This is a genomic window from Neorhizobium tunisiense, from assembly GCF_039631515.1.
Classification (GTDB): Bacteria; Pseudomonadota; Alphaproteobacteria; order Rhizobiales; family Rhizobiaceae; genus Neorhizobium.
In genome coordinates, this window is record NZ_JBDIUU010000002.1 from 512319 (window position 1) to 530117 (window position 17799).

The 17799-nt window shown below is 62.1% G+C and carries 15 protein-coding genes and 1 tRNA gene; 13 read left to right on the top strand and 3 right to left on the bottom strand.

Annotated elements, in window-relative coordinates; translation table 11 throughout:
• Window positions 1–105: 105 nt before the first annotated feature.
• From pal to serA, 8 genes are all read left to right on the top strand, one after another.
• A complete protein-coding gene (gene pal / locus ABCW43_RS11530) occupies window positions 106–639 on the top strand; it encodes a peptidoglycan-associated lipoprotein Pal (protein ID WP_024164010.1) in 534 nt (177 codons plus the stop codon).
• A 175-nt stretch (window positions 640–814) separates the two neighbouring features.
• On the top strand, window positions 815–1864 hold the full coding sequence (gene ybgF, locus ABCW43_RS11535; protein ID WP_345924379.1) for a tol-pal system protein YbgF: 1050 nt from the start codon (window positions 815–817) through the stop codon (window positions 1862–1864).
• Window positions 1865–1883: 19 nt separating this feature from the next.
• Window positions 1884–3245, top strand: coding sequence for a tRNA lysidine(34) synthetase TilS (tilS, locus tag ABCW43_RS11540; protein ID WP_345924381.1), 1362 nt, complete (start codon window positions 1884–1886; stop codon window positions 3243–3245).
• A gap of 105 nt (window positions 3246–3350) precedes the next feature.
• Window positions 3351–5285 (top strand): ATP-dependent zinc metalloprotease FtsH, encoded by a 1935-nt coding sequence (ftsH, locus tag ABCW43_RS11545; RefSeq protein ID WP_345924383.1) that lies wholly within the window; start codon window positions 3351–3353, stop codon window positions 5283–5285.
• A gap of 229 nt (window positions 5286–5514) precedes the next feature.
• Window positions 5515–6867 carry a phosphoglucosamine mutase gene (glmM, locus tag ABCW43_RS11550; RefSeq protein ID WP_345924385.1) on the top strand — a complete coding sequence of 451 codons (1353 nt, stop codon included), beginning with the start codon at window positions 5515–5517 and terminating at the stop codon, window positions 6865–6867.
• Between the two features lie 239 nt (window positions 6868–7106).
• Complete coding sequence (locus tag ABCW43_RS11555) at window positions 7107–7943, top strand: outer membrane protein (protein WP_345924387.1); 837 nt, start codon at window positions 7107–7109, stop codon at window positions 7941–7943.
• A 182-nt stretch (window positions 7944–8125) separates the two neighbouring features.
• Window positions 8126–9304 carry a phosphoserine transaminase gene (locus tag ABCW43_RS11560; protein ID WP_345924388.1) on the top strand — a complete coding sequence of 393 codons (1179 nt, stop codon included), beginning with the start codon at window positions 8126–8128 and terminating at the stop codon, window positions 9302–9304.
• Between the two features lie 79 nt (window positions 9305–9383).
• A complete protein-coding gene (gene serA / locus ABCW43_RS11565; RefSeq protein WP_345924390.1) occupies window positions 9384–10979 on the top strand; it encodes a phosphoglycerate dehydrogenase in 1596 nt (531 codons plus the stop codon).
• A gap of 94 nt (window positions 10980–11073) precedes the next feature.
• Here the strand turns inward: serA and ABCW43_RS11570 are convergent, their stop codons facing one another.
• Window positions 11074–11919, bottom strand: coding sequence for an alanine--tRNA ligase-related protein (locus ABCW43_RS11570; protein WP_345925433.1), 846 nt, complete (start codon window positions 11917–11919; stop codon window positions 11074–11076).
• Between the two features lie 303 nt (window positions 11920–12222).
• Between ABCW43_RS11570 and ABCW43_RS11575 the strand changes: the two genes are divergently transcribed.
• Complete coding sequence (locus ABCW43_RS11575) at window positions 12223–13272, top strand: Tim44 domain-containing protein (RefSeq protein ID WP_345924392.1); 1050 nt, start codon at window positions 12223–12225, stop codon at window positions 13270–13272.
• On the opposite strand, the gene ABCW43_RS11580 is transcribed toward ABCW43_RS11575, so the two are convergent.
• On the bottom strand, window positions 13269–13688 hold the full coding sequence (locus tag ABCW43_RS11580; protein WP_345924394.1) for a DUF1810 domain-containing protein: 420 nt from the start codon (window positions 13686–13688) through the stop codon (window positions 13269–13271). The genes ABCW43_RS11575 and ABCW43_RS11580 overlap by 4 nt on opposite strands.
• Window positions 13689–13806: 118 nt before the next feature.
• Between ABCW43_RS11580 and ABCW43_RS11585 the strand changes: the two genes are divergently transcribed.
• The 4 genes from ABCW43_RS11585 to ABCW43_RS11600 all read left to right on the top strand — a co-directional run bounded on the left by ABCW43_RS11585 (window position 13807) and on the right by ABCW43_RS11600 (window position 17001).
• The gene (locus ABCW43_RS11585) at window positions 13807–14928 is read left to right on the top strand and encodes a mechanosensitive ion channel family protein (protein WP_345924396.1); all 1122 of its coding nucleotides are present in this window, start codon (window positions 13807–13809) and stop codon (window positions 14926–14928) included.
• 130 nt (window positions 14929–15058) lie between these two features.
• Window positions 15059–15418, top strand: a complete 360-nt coding sequence (locus tag ABCW43_RS11590) for a VOC family protein (RefSeq protein ID WP_046640868.1) — start codon at window positions 15059–15061, stop codon at window positions 15416–15418.
• Between the two features lie 174 nt (window positions 15419–15592).
• The gene (gene mnmA, locus ABCW43_RS11595) at window positions 15593–16789 is read left to right on the top strand and encodes a tRNA 2-thiouridine(34) synthase MnmA (protein WP_345924399.1); all 1197 of its coding nucleotides are present in this window, start codon (window positions 15593–15595) and stop codon (window positions 16787–16789) included.
• 135 nt (window positions 16790–16924) lie between these two features.
• Window positions 16925–17001: transfer RNA gene (locus tag ABCW43_RS11600), tRNA-Met, on the top strand.
• 115 nt (window positions 17002–17116) lie between these two features.
• Here ABCW43_RS11600 and ABCW43_RS11605 read toward each other — a convergent pair.
• Entirely contained in the window at window positions 17117–17452 is a 336-nt protein-coding gene (locus ABCW43_RS11605; RefSeq protein ID WP_345924401.1) for a hypothetical protein, read from the bottom strand.
• Window positions 17453–17799: the final 347 nt, after the last annotated feature.

Genomic DNA, 17799 nt, shown 5'->3' on the forward strand with positions numbered 1-17799 from the left:
GGGACATCGGGAATATTTTGTTAACCATAAGAATTTGATCATGGTTAACCCAACCCGGTTAGAATCTGGAAACTCTGAAAGTTACTGATCAAGGAGAGACCGGCCATGAGCCGCATCGATACTTCGGCGATGAGCCGCATGCAGATCCTCGCCCGCAATCCTGCCGTCATCGCGCTGACGCTGGCGCTTGCGCTCGCCGGCTGCGCCAACAAGAAGAACCTGCCGAACAATGCCGGTGAGCTCGGCCTCAACGGTGCCGGCGCCGCAACGCCCGGCTCTACGCAGGACTTCACCGTCAATGTCGGCGACCGCATCTTCTTCGATACCGACAGCACCTCGATCCGTGCCGACGCCCAGCAGACGCTCGACCGTCAGGCGCAGTGGCTGGCCCGCTATCCGAACTATGCGATCACCGTCGAAGGCCATGCCGACGAACGCGGCACACGCGAGTACAATCTCGCGCTCGGTGCCCGCCGCGCTGCCGCCACCAAGGAATATCTCGCCTCGCGCGGCGTTCCGGCGAATCGCATGAAGACCATCTCCTACGGCAAGGAACGCCCGGTTGCCGTCTGCGACGACATCTCCTGCTGGTCGCAGAACCGTCGCGCTGTCACCGTCCTCGGCGGCGCCGGCATGTGATCCGAGCAACAGCTCGAGAATAAAAGGCGGTCTTCGGGCCGCCTTTTTGTTTTTTCCATAGTTTAGCCCTGTTTTCCGGGATTTTTGACTGGGAACTCGGTTGCTTTTTGCCGGCAGTTGGAAAAATCTCCTCTCGCGCCAATCCGGCGCAGACTAAAGAGCAGGACGGACGAAGATGAAGAAACTTGTCTTGGCAGCGATGCTGGGGCTGATGGCGACGAGCGCCCCGGCTGGGGCTTTCGCGCTGCCGAAACTCTTCCAGGGCAGCAATCAGCCTGCTGCAGAACAGCCGCGGGAAACCACTCCGCCCCCGGTCATTCTGGCGCAGAGCAATGATGCCGTCCGCATCCAGCAGCTCCAGGAAGAGGTCCGCCAGTTGAACGGCCGGATCGAGGAAATGAGTTTTCAGCTGCTGCAGATGCAGGAGCAGCTGCGCAAGACGCAGGAAGACAACGAATTCCGCTTCCAGGACCTGGAAAAGAAGAAGCGCACCGAAGCAGACGACACGACCGGGAAACCGGCCGTGGCGTCCAACCGCGCTCCTGCCGCCCAGCCGCCGTTGCCGCAAGCGACCGCTCCCGCCCAGTCCTCCGACGATGTCGCACGGATCATCGAGTCGCCGTCCGGTCAGGGTGTCGGCGGGGCGACACCGGGCCGCGCGCCGCCTCCGACGACGCTCGGTTCGATGGATATCGACCAGAACGGCAATCCGCGTGGCGCAAGCCGCAACGACCGGGCCAACAATGCCGCCGGGCTTCCGGGCGTCGAGACCGGCCCGCCGACGACCGGCAGGACGCCGGCGCCGACGGGCAGAACCGATCCGCAGCAGACCGCGTCGCTCGGCACCGAAAACGATGCCTATCAGACTGCCTACAACCATGTCCTGGCCGGCGACTACCCGCTCGCCGAAAAGGAATTCAACGGATATCTGGCCGCCTATCCGAAGGGCGCCAAGGTGGCAGATGCGAGCTTCTGGCTCGGTGAATCGCAGTATTCCCAGGGAAAATACAACGACGCCGCCAAGACCTTCCTCAACGCGCATCAGACCTACAGCAAATCGCCCAAGGCGCCGGAAATGCTGTTGAAGCTCGGCATGTCGCTTGCAGCACTCGACAATACCGACACGGCCTGCGCAACCCTCAAGGAAGTCACCCGGCGTTATCCGACCGCGCCCAAAGCGGTGCTTGCCAAGGTCGGCAGCGAACAGAAGCGCCTCGCCTGCTGATCCGCGGCGTCGTTTTCTGGTGACCGCGGGGCCGAAAATCCTGTCGCCTGAACAGGCGGCCGAGCGGCTGATCGCCGATATCGCCAGACCCGCGCGCCTTCTCGTGGCGATTTCCGGGGGCAGCGATTCCTGCGGGCTGCTGATCGCCCTTTCCAAATTCAATCTCCCCGGCTCCGGCCTGTCGCTTTTCGCGGCGACGATCGATCATGGGCTAAGGCCTGAATCCGCGGATGAGGCGCGCGCCGTCGCGGCCCTTTGCGATAAACTCGGCATCCCGCATTTCATTCGCCGCTGGGAAGGGGACAAGCCCCTCAGCGGCATTTCGGCCGCAGCCCGCGAGGCACGCTACCGGCTGCTGCTCGAGGTCGCCGACGAGATCGATGCGACTGCGATCGTCACCGGCCACACGCTCGACGATCAGGCGGAAACCGTCGCCATGCGCGCCGGTCGCGGCGAGGGCGAGGAGAATTCGGGCCTTGCCGGCATGGCGCAGGCGGTACTTCTCGACAGCCGCCGCTGGCTGCTCAGGCCATTTCTCAGCAGCCGCCGGTCCGATATCCGCGCTTTCCTGGCGAAAGAAGGACAGGGCTGGATCGACGACCCCAGCAATGTCGATCCCCATTACGAGCGGGTGAGGGTCCGCGGGCGGCTGGCGCAGGAAAGCCCGTTCGACGCTGCCGTCCAGGCCGCGGCGGCCGCGCGGCGCATCACGCTTTCCGACGAGGCGGCGCGGCTTGTGCGGGAGCATGTGACGATCGCCCAAGGTGTTTTGGGGCATATCGATGCCTCGGGGATGCAAGGGGATGCGGCGTCACGCCGTCATGCGCTGTCGCTCCTTGCCGCGGTGCTCGGGGGCAGGGCACATGCGCTCGGCAGCGACAGCATGGACCGGGTGGTGGCCTTTCTCGACGGTGGCCAGCCTGGCCGCATCACCGCCGGCCGGGTGATCTTCGACCGGCGCCGCGACGGGCTTTATCTCGTCCGTGAAAACCGCGGCATTCTGCCGCTGCACATTCCTCCGGGCAATACGGCGATCTGGGACGGTCGCTACCGCATCACGAACGCCGGCCCGGACGAGATCATCGTCGGCCCGACTGCCCCGGATCGCGACGAGGCATTGGCGCTGTTTCCCGGCGTGCCGCCCGCGATCGCCATGCGCGCCGTGGCGGCGATGCCTTTCATCGAAGCCAATGCCCTCCTTTCGACGGAGGATGGCGAGAACAAAGGAATGGCCGAACGAAGTATCGTTCGCCCGCTGCTTGCGCCTTTCGACCGCTTTTTGCCGCAGTTCGAACTTAGATTTGGCAGCGAGTTAGCGGTTTTGCTCGGATGCGACGGTTTTCCCCGGCTGCCAGTTAAGGATTCCTCGCGGAAAAGGTAGGCAGCGGCTCCGGTTCGCCTTGGCAAGGACTTGCCGCAACCCTATGTTATGCGGCAAGCAAGGCGGCCGCCTCAAGAAGCTGGCCGTCGCAGTCCGGGGAGTTCAATGAACCCAAACTTTCGTAATATCGCCCTCTGGGTCATCATAGCCCTCCTGCTGGTCGCGTTGTTCAGCATGTTCCAGACGGCACCGTCGCAGACCAGTTCGCGTGAGGTCCCCTATTCGCAGTTCCTGCGGGATGTGGATTCGGGGCGAGTGCGGGATGTCGTCGTCACAGGCAACCGGGTGCTCGGCACCTACAATGAAAACGGCTCGGGATTTCAGACCTATTCGCCCGTCATCGACGATTCGTTGATGGATCGGCTGCAGGCCAAGAACGTCACCATCGTCGCCCGTCCGGAAACGGATGGATCCTCGGGTTTCCTCAGCTATCTCGGCACGCTGCTGCCGATGCTGCTCATCCTCGGCGTCTGGCTGTTCTTCATGCGGCAGATGCAGGGCGGTTCGCGCGGCGCGATGGGCTTCGGCAAGTCCAAGGCCAAGCTTCTCACCGAAGCGCATGGTCGCGTGACGTTCGAAGACGTCGCCGGCGTCGACGAAGCCAAGCAGGATCTCGAAGAAATCGTCGAGTTCCTGCGCGATCCGCAGAAATTCCAGCGTCTCGGCGGACGTATTCCGCGCGGCGTGCTGCTTGTCGGCCCTCCGGGTACCGGTAAGACGCTGCTCGCTCGGGCGATCGCCGGCGAAGCCAACGTGCCCTTCTTCACCATTTCCGGTTCCGACTTCGTTGAAATGTTCGTCGGCGTCGGTGCAAGCCGCGTGCGCGACATGTTCGAGCAGGCGAAGAAGAATGCACCGTGCATCATCTTCATCGACGAAATCGACGCGGTCGGCCGTCACCGTGGCGCAGGCCTGGGCGGCGGTAACGACGAGCGCGAGCAGACCCTCAACCAGCTCCTCGTCGAGATGGACGGTTTCGAAGCCAATGAAGGCATCATCCTGATCGCCGCGACCAACCGTCCGGACGTTCTCGACCCGGCGCTGCTGCGTCCAGGCCGTTTCGACCGCCAGGTCGTCGTGCCGAACCCGGATATCGTCGGCCGCGAGCGCATCCTCAAGGTCCATGCCCGCAACGTGCCGCTGGCGCCGAATGTCGACCTCAAGGTTCTCGCCCGCGGTACGCCCGGCTTCTCCGGTGCTGACCTCATGAACCTCGTCAACGAAGCAGCCCTGATGGCCGCGCGCCGCAACAAGCGCATGGTCACCATGAGCGAGTTCGAAGACGCCAAGGACAAGATCATGATGGGCGCCGAGCGTCGCTCGTCCGCCATGACGGAAGCGGAAAAGAAGCTCACCGCCTATCATGAAGCCGGCCACGCCACGACCGCGATCAACGTGCCTGTCGCAGATCCGCTGCATAAGGCGACGATCATTCCGCGCGGCCGTGCGCTTGGCATGGTCATGCAGTTGCCGGAAGGCGACCGCTACTCGATGAGCTACAAGTGGATGGTCTCGCGTCTGGTCATCATGATGGGCGGCCGCGTTGCCGAGGAACTGACCTTCGGCAAGGAGAACATCACCTCCGGCGCATCCTCGGACATCGAGCAGGCGACGAAGCTTGCCCGCGCGATGGTGACCCAATGGGGCTTTTCCGACATGCTCGGCCAGGTCGCCTATGGCGAAAACCAGCAGGAGGTCTTCCTCGGCCATTCCGTCTCCCAATCGAAGAACGTCTCGGAATCGACTGCCCAGAAGATCGACACCGAGGTTCGCCGTCTGATCGACGAAGCCTATACCGAGGCGCGCCGCATTCTCACCGAAAAACACGACGACTTCGTCGCGATTGCCGAAGGCCTGCTCGAATACGAGACGCTTTCGGGCGAGGAGATCAAGGCGCTGATCAAGGGCCATAAGCCGTCGCGCGATCTCGGCGACGACGCGCCGCCGACCCGTGGTTCGGCCGTTCCCTCGGCTGGCTCCAAGAAGGACGAGCCGAAGGGCGGAGAACCGGAAAGCGGTCTGGAACCGCAGCCGCACTGATCCAGGCTATCGCATTAAAAAGCCGCCGCGGAGCGATCCGCGGCGGCTTTTGCTTGGAAGAGTTTATTTATTAGTAACGGGATATAATCGATTTTGACGCTAATTTATGTGCTTGTGCCGTTAATCTATGGCATGAGCCAAGCTTCAGGCCGGATTTACCGTCTAACATGCTGCGGGTTCGATCCCTGCAAGGACCGCGACGTTCAGGCGCGATGACGAAGGAGCTTATATGACACGCCGCTATTTTGGCACTGATGGCATTCGCGGACAGTCCAACATTCATCCGATGACGCCGGATCTGGCCATGCGCGTCGGCATTGCCGTCGGCACGATCTTCCGCAACGGCAATCATCGCCATCGGGTGGTGATCGGCAAGGATACACGTCTCTCCGGTTATATGCTGGAAAACGCCATGGTGGCGGGTTTCACAGCTGCCGGCCTCGACGTCTTCCTGCTCGGACCGATCCCGACGCCGGCCGTCGCCATGCTCACCCGGTCGCTGCGCGCCGATGTCGGCGTGATGATCTCCGCTTCGCACAACCCTTACGAGGATAACGGCATCAAGCTGTTCGGCCCGGACGGCTACAAGCTTTCCGACGAACTCGAAATGCGCATCGAGGACCTGCTCGACAGCGACCTGCATTCCCAGCTCGCCAAGTCCGGCGATATCGGCCGGGCGAAGCGCGTCGAGGGCGACATTTACCGCTATATCGAACATGTGAAGCGTACGCTGCCGCGCGACGTTACCCTGCATGGCCTGCGCGTCGCGATCGATTGCGCCAATGGTGCGGCCTACAAGGTGGCGCCGCTTGCACTCTGGGAGCTCGGGGCCGAGGTGGTGACGATCGGCAACGAGCCTAATGGCACGAACATCAATCTCGATTGCGGCTCGACCAGCCCGGAAGCGCTGCAGCGGAAGGTGCATGAAGTGCGTGCCGATATCGGCATCGCGCTCGACGGTGACGCCGACCGGGTGATTATCGTCGACGAGCGCGGCGAGATCGTCGATGGCGACCAGCTGATGGCCGTGATCGCCGAGAGCTGGGCCGAGGACCAGAAGCTCAAAGGCGGCGGTATCGTCGCGACCGTGATGTCCAATCTCGGCCTGGAACGTTTCCTCAACGGCAAGGGGCTCGATCTGGCGCGCACAAAGGTCGGCGACCGTTATGTCGTCGAGCATATGCGCAATAACGATTTCAACGTCGGCGGCGAACAGTCGGGCCATATCGTGCTCTCCGATTTCGGCACGACCGGCGACGGCCTGGTCGCCGGCCTGCAGGTTCTGGCGCGGGCGAAGCGGCTCGGCAAGCCGATCAGCGAGATCTGCCGGCGTTTCGAACCCGTGCCGCAGCTTCTGAAGAATGTCCGTTTCCAGGGCGGCAAGCCGCTGGAGGACAATGTTGTGCGCCAGGCGATCGCCGATGCGGAAGCCGAGCTCGCCGCCAAGGGGCGCCTGGTGATCCGCCCGTCCGGCACCGAGCCGCTGATCCGCGTGATGGCAGAAGGCGACGACCGGGGACAGATCGAGCGCATCGTCGATGAATTGGTCGGCGTCATCGCCAATGTCCGCAACGCGGCCTGACAGACATAGTTCGCGGAACGCTGGGCGAGTTCGCGCACTTCCTGCGGGGCGAGGTGCCTTTGCGCAAGTCTCCGGATTTGCCGTTACTTGCAGAATTGCTTGCCGTTTTAAGGAAAACGCCCGGTAAACGAGCATGGTTAAGCGAGACTTAACCTTTGTCGATCATCATCCACGGCGGATCAACCCGTTGGCTGCCCGTTTTGCACGCCATACGCGATACGAGCTTTGGAGATGAACCCATGAGAAAGTTGCTGGCCAGCGCTTTTGCGCTGACACTGACGGTGAGTGCCGCCAATTCCGCCGATCTCTACCAGCCGCAGCCGGAGCCCTATCAGGATGCGCCGGAAGTGACCGTCCAGGAGGCGACCGGCTGGTACCTTCGCGGTGACGTCGGTTATTCCTTCAAGAAGTCGCGCGGCACCGAGTTCTACCAGGGGACCGGCACGCCTGGTGTAGGGCTTGCCGAATTCGGCCGTTCCGACCTGCGTGATGCCTTCACGCTCGGCGGCGGTGTCGGTTACCAGATCAACAGCTACCTGCGCACCGACGTCACCCTCGACTACATGTTCAACAGCAAGTTCCGCGGCTCGACCTCCGGTAGTTGCGGTGTCGCCGCCGCGTGTACCTCGACTGATTTGGCCTCGATGCATGCCTATTCGCTTATGGCCAACGCCTATGTCGATCTCGGCACCTATGGCTACTTCACACCTTACGTCGGTGCCGGTATCGGCGGCACCTACGTCAAGTGGTCGAACCTGCGCAACACGTCGTGCGCCGACAGCGGCGCCGGTTGCGACCCGGAAGTGACGCATGGCGGCGAAAAGAGCTGGCGTTTCACCTACGCGCTCATGGCCGGCGCGTCGATCGACGTTACCTGCAACGTCAAGGCCGATGTCGGTTATCGCTTCCGCCATGTCACGGGTGGCGACATGTTCGGCTACTCAACGGGCGGCGGCCCGGGCAAGGACAAGGGTTTCTATTCGCATGAAGCCCGCGTCGGCGCCCGCTACATCTTCGGCGGCTGCGACACGCCGCCGGCTTACGAGCCCCCGCCGCAGCAGATCGTCTACAAGTAATACCAGCTCGTCTCCCAGCCAAAGCCGCCTCCGGGCGGCTTTTTGCGTTTCGGGCGACAGACATGCGGCAGAAATTTATCCGAGAGCGACATGCCCTCTTGACTGTGAAGGCGCTCAGGCATAACCACAGCGGCGGGACACCCTTCCCCAACGAAGGGCCATCTATCTGGAAGGATAGCCATATGGCAAACGCCGCAAAGCCGGACCTGCGTCCGAACAATACCCACTTTTCTTCTGGCCCTTGCTCGAAGCGCCCCGGTTGGTCGCTCGAAGCGCTCGCTGATGCTCCGCTCGGTCGTTCGCACCGCGCCAAGATCGGCAAGGCGAAGCTGAAGCAGGCCATCGACCTCACCCGTGAAATTCTGAATGTGCCGGCGGATTACCGCATCGGCATCGTGCCAGCTTCCGATACCGGCGCCGTCGAAATGGCGCTCTGGTCGCTGCTCGGCGAGCGCGGCGTCGACATGCTGTCCTGGGAAAGCTTTGGTGCCGGCTGGGTCACCGACGTCGTCAAGCAGCTGAAGCTCAAGGACGTCCGCAAGATCGAAGCCGGCTACGGCCTGCTTCCGGACCTTTCCACGGTCGATTTCGACCGCGACGTGGTCTTCACCTGGAACGGCACCACCTCGGGCGTGCGCGTCCCGAACGCCGATTTCATCCCGGCAGACCGCAAGGGCCTGACGATCTGCGACGCCACCTCGGCGGCTTTCGCGCAGGACATGGACTTCGCCAAGCTCGACGTCGTCACCTTCTCCTGGCAGAAGGTTCTGGGCGGCGAGGGCGGCCACGGCATGCTGATCCTCAGCCCCCGCGCTGTCGAGCGCCTGCAGACCTACGTTCCGGCCTGGCCGCTGCCGAAGATTTTCCGCCTGACTTCGGGCGGCAAGCTGATCGAAGGCATCTTCGTCGGCGAGACGATCAACACGCCGTCGATGCTCTGCGTCGAGGACTATATCGATGCGCTCAACTGGGCCAAGTCGGTCGGCAGCCTTGAAGGCCTGATCGCCCGTGCGGATGCCAACGCCAAGGTGATCCACGATTTCGTGGCCGCCAATGCCTGGATCGACAACCTTGCCGTGGACCCGGCAACGCGCTCCAACACCTCCGTCTGCCTCAAGATCGCCGACGCCGATGTTGCCGCTCTCGATACCGACGCGCAGGAAGCCTTTGCCAAGGGCATGGTGTCGATCCTCGAAAAGGAAGGCGTCGCGCTTGACATCGGTGCCTATCGTGATGCGCCGTCCGGCCTTCGCATCTGGGCCGGCGCCACGATCGAAGAAGCCGACATGAAGGCGCTGATGCCTTGGCTCACCTACGCTTTCGAAACGCAGAAGGCCGCGCTTTCCAAGGCCGCCGCTTAGCCAAGTCGCGTATCGGCTCCGCTGACGAAGCGGAGCCCATTCCCTCATTCACGACAGAAACTTTTTCAGGAGGCCACTGATGGCACCTCGCGTTCTCGTATCCGACGAATTGTCGGAAACCGCCGTCCAGATCTTTCGCGATCGCGGCGTTGAAGTCGATTTCCAGCCGAAGCTCGGCAAGGACAAGGAAAAGCTCGCCGAGATCATCGGCAACTATGACGGCCTCGCGATCCGTTCCGCCACCAAGGCGACCGAAAAGCTGATCGCCGCCGCGACCAACCTCAAGGTCATCGGCCGCGCCGGCATCGGCGTCGACAATGTCGATATCCCGGCCGCCTCGCGCCGCGGCATCATCGTCATGAACACGCCGTTCGGCAATTCGATCACCACGGCCGAACACGCCATCGCCCTGATGTTCGCCGTCGCCCGCCAGCTTCCGGCAGCCGACTCGTCGACGCAGGCCGGCAAATGGGAAAAGTCGCGCTTCATGGGCGTCGAGATCACCGGCAAGATCCTCGGGGTCATCGGCGCCGGCAATATCGGCGGCATCGTCTGCAAGAAGGCGATCGGCATCGGCATGCACGTTCTCGCCTACGACCCCTTCCTCTCGGCCGAACGCGCCGAGGAAATGGGCGTCACCAAGGTCGAGCTCGACGAGCTGCTGGCCCAGGCCGACTTCATCACCCTGCACGTGCCGATGACCGACAAGACCCGCGGCATCCTCGGCAAGGAAGCGCTCGCCAAGACCAAGCCCGGCGTTCGCATCATCAACTGCGCCCGTGGCGGCCTGGTGGATGAGGCAGCGCTTGCCGAAGCCATCAAGTCCGGCCATGTCGCCGGCGCCGGCTTCGACGTGTTCGAAGTCGAACCGGCCACGGCAAGCCCGCTCTTCGGCCTCGAAAACGTCGTCTGCACGCCGCATCTCGGCGCCTCGACCACGGAAGCGCAGGAAAACGTCGCACTTCAGGTCGCCGAGCAGATGTCGGACTACCTGATCAAGGGCGCCGTCTCCAACGCCATCAACATGCCGTCGATCACTGCCGAGGAAGCGCCGCGCCTGAAGCCGTTCATCCGGCTCGCCGACGTGCTCGGCGCCTTCGTTGGCCAGGTCACCGAGGATGCGATCAAGGAAATCGAGATCCTCTATGACGGCTCGACCGCCGGCATGAACACCAAGGCGCTGACGAGCGCGCTGCTCGCCGGCCTCATCCGCAGCCAGGTCTCCGACGTCAACATGGTTTCGGCGCCGATCATGATCAAGGAAAAGGGCATCATCCTGTCCGAAGCCAAGCGCGACAAGTCGGGCGTCTTCGACGGCTATATCAAGCTTACCGTCACCACCGACACGATGACCCGCTCGGTCGCCGGCACGGTCTTCTCGGACGGCAAGCCGCGCTTCATCCAGATCAAGGGCATCAACCTCGATGCGGATGTCGGCACCAACATGGTCTACATCGCCAATACCGACGTGCCCGGCATGATCGGCTTCATCGGCATGACGCTCGGCAATGCCGGCGTCAACATCGCCAACTTCCATCTCGGCCGCGACAAGGAAGGTGGCGACGCGATCGCTCTCCTTTATGTCGACGGTCCGGTTCCGGCCGACGTGCTCGCGAAACTGACCGCCAATCCGGCGATCCGCCAGGCCAAGCCGCTGGCGTTCAACGTCGAGTAACAATCGCCAAAGCTTTTCACGCCCGTTGTGGTCGTGAGGGTTTTCCGAACAGGACGAAGGCCTCCGGTGAAAACCGCCGGAGGCCTTCGTCATTTTATCCGTCCGACATGTCCTGCATGTCGGAGAGCTCGATGCCATGGGTGTCGAACCACCATTCGGGGCTCATGCCGGGATGCTTTTCCCGCAGGCGCAGGTATTTTGCCCGAAGCCGTTCCTGGCGCTGGACCTCCTCGATGAAGAAAGGATGGTCGAGCGTGCTGCCCATCCGATGCAGGCGGCGGAGCAGTTTGCGCAGCACGTAACCCTGCTCCTTGTTTCCCGGACGATAACCGCTTTCGATGATCTTCACGATCGCGCTGCTCAGCGTTTCGACCACATCCTCCGGCGGCGTGCCGTTGATGAGCATGTCGAGACGATCGGCGCCGAAGCCGACATCGATGCAGGTTCCGAGCGGATTGACGATGTTGCCGATCTCCACTCGATCCTTGTAAAACTCGGTGCTGTATGCGGTGATGCTGCCATCGCTCCACGTGCATTCGGGATCCGGAACGATTGGAATGCGTCCGCGGTAAAGCGGCGTCCATTCGGCCAGGCGGTCCGGATGAATGGTGACGTGATCCGGCACAAGACCGAGCGTTCGCAGGAACTCGAGCCAGAAATCGATGGCACCGCCAACGCTCATCTCCCGGAAGGAGAAGAGGCCGAGCATGGTGAAGTGAAGGAAGTGGGTTCCGTCTCCGATTTCGTCCAGGTCGCCCAGGCGCAGGCATGCCTGGCTGTTTGCGACGGTTCCTCTATGGGAAGGATCGGAAAAGAGCGGTTTGTACTGCTGCATGCCAGCGCTGCAGAAGAGCGTGGTGGCGTCATGCGGCCTTACGGATTGAATGTTTGTGAAGTCGATGCCCTTTGAAAGGCAGAAGTCTTGATAGTGCTGGATCAGGCGTCCCGCGGTGACATAGGCAACCTCCTTTGCGTTTGTGTGCCTCGCCCAAAGGTAATGGCATTCTGCACGCGGCGCAATCTAGTCTGCAGGATCATCTTTCGACGCAGAGATCCGCGCCTGGATGTCGCAGGCCGATATGAGCTACCTCTCCCTTTGGTTGTATTTATGGAGCTTGGCTCCCGTTTCAAACTCCGTTATCTACTTCGACGGGAAAAATGGAGGATGGGCCTAAAATCCTGGAGGCAGCCTCTCTATATAAACAGGGCATTCCGCGATTGAGCGGTTTATGAGGAGAAAACGATGTTATCCAACCTTCGGCGTTTCAAGAACCTGTTCGCGATCCTGGCGATCGGAATGGCGGTTTCCTTGACCGCCGTGGACATGGCTGAGGCGCGCCGCGCCAGCGGCGGCTTCGGCAGCCGCGGCACGCGCACGTATTCGGCTCCGGCAACCACCAATACCGCGCCCACCGCTCCGACCGGCATCAACCGGTCGATGACGCCCAATACGCAACAGAACGCCACGACCCCGCAGAACGGCCTTGGCCAGCAGGCGGCGCAGCAGCCCCGTCGCGGCCTCTTCGGTGGCATGTTCGGCGGCCTACTCGGCGGTCTCGCCCTTGGTGGCCTGCTCGGCATGTTGATGGGCACCGGTTTCGGCGGCATGGCCGGCATGCTGGGCATGCTGCTGCAGATCGCGCTGATCGGCGGTCTCGCGATGCTGGCTTTCCGTTGGTTCGCGCGCCGTCAGCAGACGGCTGGCGGCCCGGCAGGCGGGATGAACACCGGGTTCGGCCAGTCGCGCAACGCCTATGATGCGCCGAGCCAGAATACGTCGTCCTTCCAGATCCCGAAGATCGGCTCGCTGGGCGGCGGCGGTGCGCCAACCGGTTTCGGCGGCGGTTCCAATGCCGCTCCGCGCCAGGCCGGCCCAGAGACCGACGAGATCGGCATCACCAACCGCGACCTCGACCAGTTCGAGAAGCTGCTGACCAATGTCCAGTCTGCCTATGGCGACGAAGACTATGCCAAGCTCCGCAGCCTCACGACGCCGGAAGCGATGTCCTACCTGGCCGAAGAACTCGGCGAGAACGCCACCAACGGCGTCAAGAACGAGGTGAAGGACGTCAAGCTGCTGCAGGGCGACCTGGCGGAAGCCTGGCGCGAAAACGGCCAGGACTATGCGACCGTGGCGATGCGCTATTCGAGCATCGACTATATGAAGGACCGCAAGACCGGCGCAGTCGCCGAAGGCGATCCGAACGCGGTGACCGAGACCGTCGAAGTCTGGACCTTTGTGCGCAAGCCGGCCAACGACTGGAAGCTTTCGGCCATCCAGGCGGCCGCCTAACGTCGAAGCAGCGCGACGGTCTTCTCGTCGCGCTCACCATCAAAGAATTGCGAAAGGGCTTGGCTGAAAGGCGAGCCCTTTTTGCTGACCGCTTCGAACAGCGTCATCGAGCTCTTGAATTTCATGTCGTCGGGGGAACCGAGGATCGCGTGCGCCGACAAATCCGGATGGGAGAGCATTGCTTCGGTGCATTCGGTGAGCCGGGGGCCGAGCAGGGGATGTTCCAGATAGGCTGTCGCCTCCGCCACCGAGCCGATCGCGAAGCGCTGGGACATGATCGAGAAACCGAGCCCCTCCACCTGTGGGAAGATGTACCACATCCAGTGGGAACGCTTTTTGCCGTCGCGCAGCTCGCCGATGACGCGCCCATAGACCGGCGCTTGCGCGTCAACAAAGCGCATGAGGTCGAATTGCATCGTCTCCGTCCCTGATCGCCCTGTTGCCACAAATCACCCCGCGCCCAGAAGACTCCCAAAACATGAAATTTTTGCGGCCGCTCTTTTCGATGCTGCATTGCACCCTAGCTGAGGGGGCATGGAACGCTTCATTCAGGAATTCCGCAATGATACGTCCTGGCTGCCGGATTGGCTCGTCAGCTGGGGCGTCATGGCCGTCGCATTTCTGATCGGCCTTGCGATCCAGCGCTTCGGATTTCGCTTTCTGACGCGGCTGGTGGAGAGCAGGGACCTGTTCTGGCGGTCGCTGGTATTGCGTACGCGGCGGCCGATGCGGCTGGCGATCCTCACCTGGACGCTGTCGCTCGGCGCGACCATCGCTCCTCTCAGTGCCGGGCAGGGGCAGGTGATACGTCACCTGCTGCTGCTCGGCTTCATCGTCGTCGTCGGCTGGATGGCAAAGATCGCCCTGCATGTGTGGATGATCGTTTATCTGCGCCGCTTCAAGCTGGATGCGGAAGACAATCTGCTCGCCCGCACGCATGTCACCCAATCGCGGATCGCCGAACGGATCGCGAGCGTCATGATCGTGGCGATCACCATCGCCGCGATGCTGATGACCTTTCCCGCGGTGCAGCAATACGGCGTCAGCCTGCTCGCCTCCGCCGGCGTGGCGGGTGTCGTGCTGGGCCTTGCGCTGCAGCCGGTGCTGAAGAACATCTTCGCCGGCATCCAGCTTGCGATCACCCAGCCGATCCGCATCGACGACGCGCTGATTGTCGAGGGCGAGTGGGGCAATGTCGAGGAGATCACCTCGACCTATGTGGTGGTGAAACTGTGGGACTGGCGGCGGATGATCCTGCCGCTCAGCTATTTCATCGAGACGCCGTTCCAGAACTGGACGCGCGACAGTTCGGAGCTGATCGGCACGGTGATGATCTATCTCGACTATTCGGTTCCGGTAAATGCGGTCCGTCGCAAGGTCGAGGAGATTGCCGCAACGTCAAAGCTCTGGGACAAGCGGGTGGTGGCGGTGCAGGTGACGGATTTCAGGGAAAACGTCATGGAGATCCGCATCCTCGTCTCCGCCTCCAATGCCCCCCGGACCTTCGACCTGCGATGCGAGGTCCGCGAAAAGATCATCGACTTCATCCAGCGCGAATATCCGGCAAGCCTGCCGCGGGTGCGGGCGGAAGGTGCGGCCAGCAGCGTCAGGACGGCTGCCGGCAAGGTCGTACGGCATGGCGTGCTGCAATCTTGAATCCCGGCCTCCCGGCTCGGGCAGGCCGCTTTTCGGAGTGCTGAGGACCGGCGGGACGGCCCGGGTGTTTTACAAAACCAGTCCATGGGCATAGACAGTCGGCCATGCAAACCTCCGCTGGACGACCGCATTGAACACCGAAGCAAAGCCGATATGCGCCATCCTTGTCCATGTCGCGGATGTTGCGCGGGCATTGGACTGGTATCAGGCCGCTTTCCCGCAATCGGTGCGGCGTCACCTCGAGGCTTTCGAATTTCAGTTTCTCGATATCGGCGGGATCTGCCTCGAGATCGTCGCGGCTGACGAGAAGGTGGGAAGCGGCGCCAGCGGATCCGTCGTCTATTGGCAGGTCGATGATCTTGACGCGGCGGTCGAGCATTTCACCGCGATTGGCGCGACGCTTTATCGGGGACCGATCGACATCCAGAACGGCCTGCGCATGTGTCAGGTCCGCGATCCATGGGGAAACTGCATCGGTCTTCGCGGTTGAGGCCTTGTCCGTTTCTGCATACGCCGCGCCTGCGATTCGCGCTCCTCCTTGCGCAGGCCGCAAATCCTTTCTATATCCGGCAAGAATTGCCTCCGACGGCCGATCCCGCCGCAGGCCCTGAACATGTCGCCCTCCCATCATGGACCGGCGCTTGAGAGACCGAGAGAGTTACTCGTGAATACGCTGGATTTTGACAAGAGGCCGGAAGACACACGTGTTGTCGTTGCCATGTCGGGGGGAGTGGATTCCTCCGTCGTCGCCGGTCTGCTCAAACGCCAGGGTTATGACGTGCTCGGCATCACGCTGCAGCTCTATGATCACGGCGCGGCCGTGCACCGCGCCGGCTCGTGCTGCGCCGGGCAGGATATCGACGACGCGCGGCGGGTTTCCGAAACGCTCGGCATCCCGCATTACGTGCTCGACTACGAAAAGCGCTTCCGTGAGACGGTGATCAACCCGTTCGCCGAAGCTTATGCGATGGGCGAAACGCCGGTCCCGTGCGTTGCCTGCAACCAGACGGTCAAGTTCGCCGATCTTCTGGCGACGGCACGAGAGCTTGGCGCCGATGCGCTGGCGACCGGCCACTATATCCGCTCCTCCGCCAATCCTTCCGTGGGCAACCCGAACCGCCGCGCGCTGTTTCGCCCGATCGACAGCGATCGCGACCAAAGCTGGTTCCTGTTTGCAACGACGCAGGAGCAGATCGACTATCTGCGCTTTCCGCTCGGCGGCATGTCGAAGGCGCAGGTGCGCGATCTGGCCGAGGAGATGGGCCTGGTGGTCGCCAAGAAGGCCGACAGCCAGGACATCTGTTTCGTACCGCAGGGCAAATATGCCGACATCATCAACAAGGTGAAGCCGAACGCGGCACTCGCCGGCGATATCGTGCATATGGACGGGCGTGTGCTCGGCCGCCACGAGGGGATCGTGCATTATACGATCGGTCAGCGCCGCGGCATCGGCATCGCCACCGGTGAGCCGCTCTACGTCGTTTATCTCGATGCCCGCTCGCGCCGGGTGATCGTCGGGCCGAAAGAAGCGCTCGATACCCACCGCGTCTACCTGCGCGACGTCAACTGGATCGGCGACGGTGTACTCGACGAGGATGCGAAGGGTGGATTCGCCTGTTTCGCCAAGGTGCGCTCGACGCGTCCGCCGACACCGGCCATCCTCCACTGCGACGATCACGGCGTCTATGTCGATCTGGCAATCGGAGAGGCGGGCGTGGCGCCGGGTCAGGCCTGCGTGCTCTATTCCGCCGAAGGGGCGGATGCGCGGGTTTATGGCGGCGGTTTCATCGAGCGTTCGGAACGGGCAGCCGAGGCAGAAACCGCTCTGAAGGCCCTGCTTTCGACCCCGGTCGCGGCCTGAGACCGGCGCTAACCGCGCGGCACAAAATTGCCGCCGGTTTTTACCCAAACCCTGCTTGACACTTTGGTGACGGGGGACTTATAAGCCGCACGACCAAAGCGGAACCGGCCACGCCGGAACTTCCGCAGTCCCTGTGGCGGGGTAGCTCAGTTGGTGAGAGCGCAGGATTCATAACCCTGAGGTCGGCAGTTCAATTCTGCCTCCCGCTACCAGTCTTCTGGCTTCCAGCCACGGGTAAAAACACGGCTCATAGCGAAGTCCGAGAGCCCAGGCTGCCGATATAGTTACCGGCGATCGGCAAGCAGCGTCCGGAGTCCCCGGCACAGCTCAGTCAAAGTAACCCTCCCTCTCGAGCCAGTCTTCAACGATCCATTCGAGGACTGCTTCGGGTCTCGCTGGCGAGCTCTGGTTTAAACAGAAATCCTCTATCGCTTCCTGAACCCTCGGAGACAGAGATATAGTTGCGGTGGCCCCAACCAGCGGAATCGCCGCGTCCGGAGCGTCCTCTATGGGAAGCAGCCCTTTCTTCACCAATCCTCGTGCAGCACCTCTGACCGTTTCCTCGCACTGTCGAAGGGCTGCTTCTACCTCTCCACCAAAATTTGGGAGCCGCTTGTTTTCTGAGATAAATTTGCCGATCTCGGCCAAGCCTTCATGCGTCATTGTGTGATCGGATAGAACGAGCGACCACGCAACTTCCGAAATACCAAATGGTTGGTGCCGGCATTTCGGGCACGGGGTCCAGCAGCCGTGTTTTTCACTGCCGCATCTGATGCATATCGCGCGAGTCATTCTTCCCCTTCAGTAACCCGATAGATGTCAAGATCCCGAAGAGCCTAAACCAGCCGGTGTGACTTAGCAACTATCGATACCAATACCTGGTGTCATGGCGTCATCTTCGAGATGGAAAGCAGATTTGACGTAGCCTTATTTTTGTTGTTCATTATTTTTCGGGGCAACCCCGAATAGCGATGATGATGCAACACGGTATAGATTCCGCGTATATTCTA

Bases quoted from the DNA above. Each gene is read 5' to 3' on its own strand.
- pal (WP_024164010.1), top strand. From the start codon at position 106: ATGAGCCGCATCGATACTTCGGCGATGAGCCGCATGCAGATCCTCGCC.
- ybgF (WP_345924379.1), top strand. From the start codon at position 815: ATGAAGAAACTTGTCTTGGCAGCGATGCTGGGGCTGATGGCGACGAGC.
- ftsH (WP_345924383.1), top strand. From the start codon at position 3,351: ATGAACCCAAACTTTCGTAATATCGCCCTCTGGGTCATCATAGCCCTC.
- glmM (WP_345924385.1), top strand. From the start codon at position 5,515: ATGACACGCCGCTATTTTGGCACTGATGGCATTCGCGGACAGTCCAAC.
- ABCW43_RS11555 (WP_345924387.1), top strand. From the start codon at position 7,107: ATGAGAAAGTTGCTGGCCAGCGCTTTTGCGCTGACACTGACGGTGAGT.
- ABCW43_RS11560 (WP_345924388.1), top strand. From the start codon at position 8,126: ATGGCAAACGCCGCAAAGCCGGACCTGCGTCCGAACAATACCCACTTT.
- serA (WP_345924390.1), top strand. From the start codon at position 9,384: ATGGCACCTCGCGTTCTCGTATCCGACGAATTGTCGGAAACCGCCGTC.
- ABCW43_RS11575 (WP_345924392.1), top strand. From the start codon at position 12,223: ATGTTATCCAACCTTCGGCGTTTCAAGAACCTGTTCGCGATCCTGGCG.
- ABCW43_RS11580 (WP_345924394.1), bottom strand. From the start codon at position 13,688: ATGCAATTCGACCTCATGCGCTTTGTTGACGCGCAAGCGCCGGTCTAT.
- ABCW43_RS11585 (WP_345924396.1), top strand. From the start codon at position 13,807: ATGGAACGCTTCATTCAGGAATTCCGCAATGATACGTCCTGGCTGCCG.
- ABCW43_RS11605 (WP_345924401.1), bottom strand. From the start codon at position 17,452: ATGACGCATGAAGGCTTGGCCGAGATCGGCAAATTTATCTCAGAAAAC.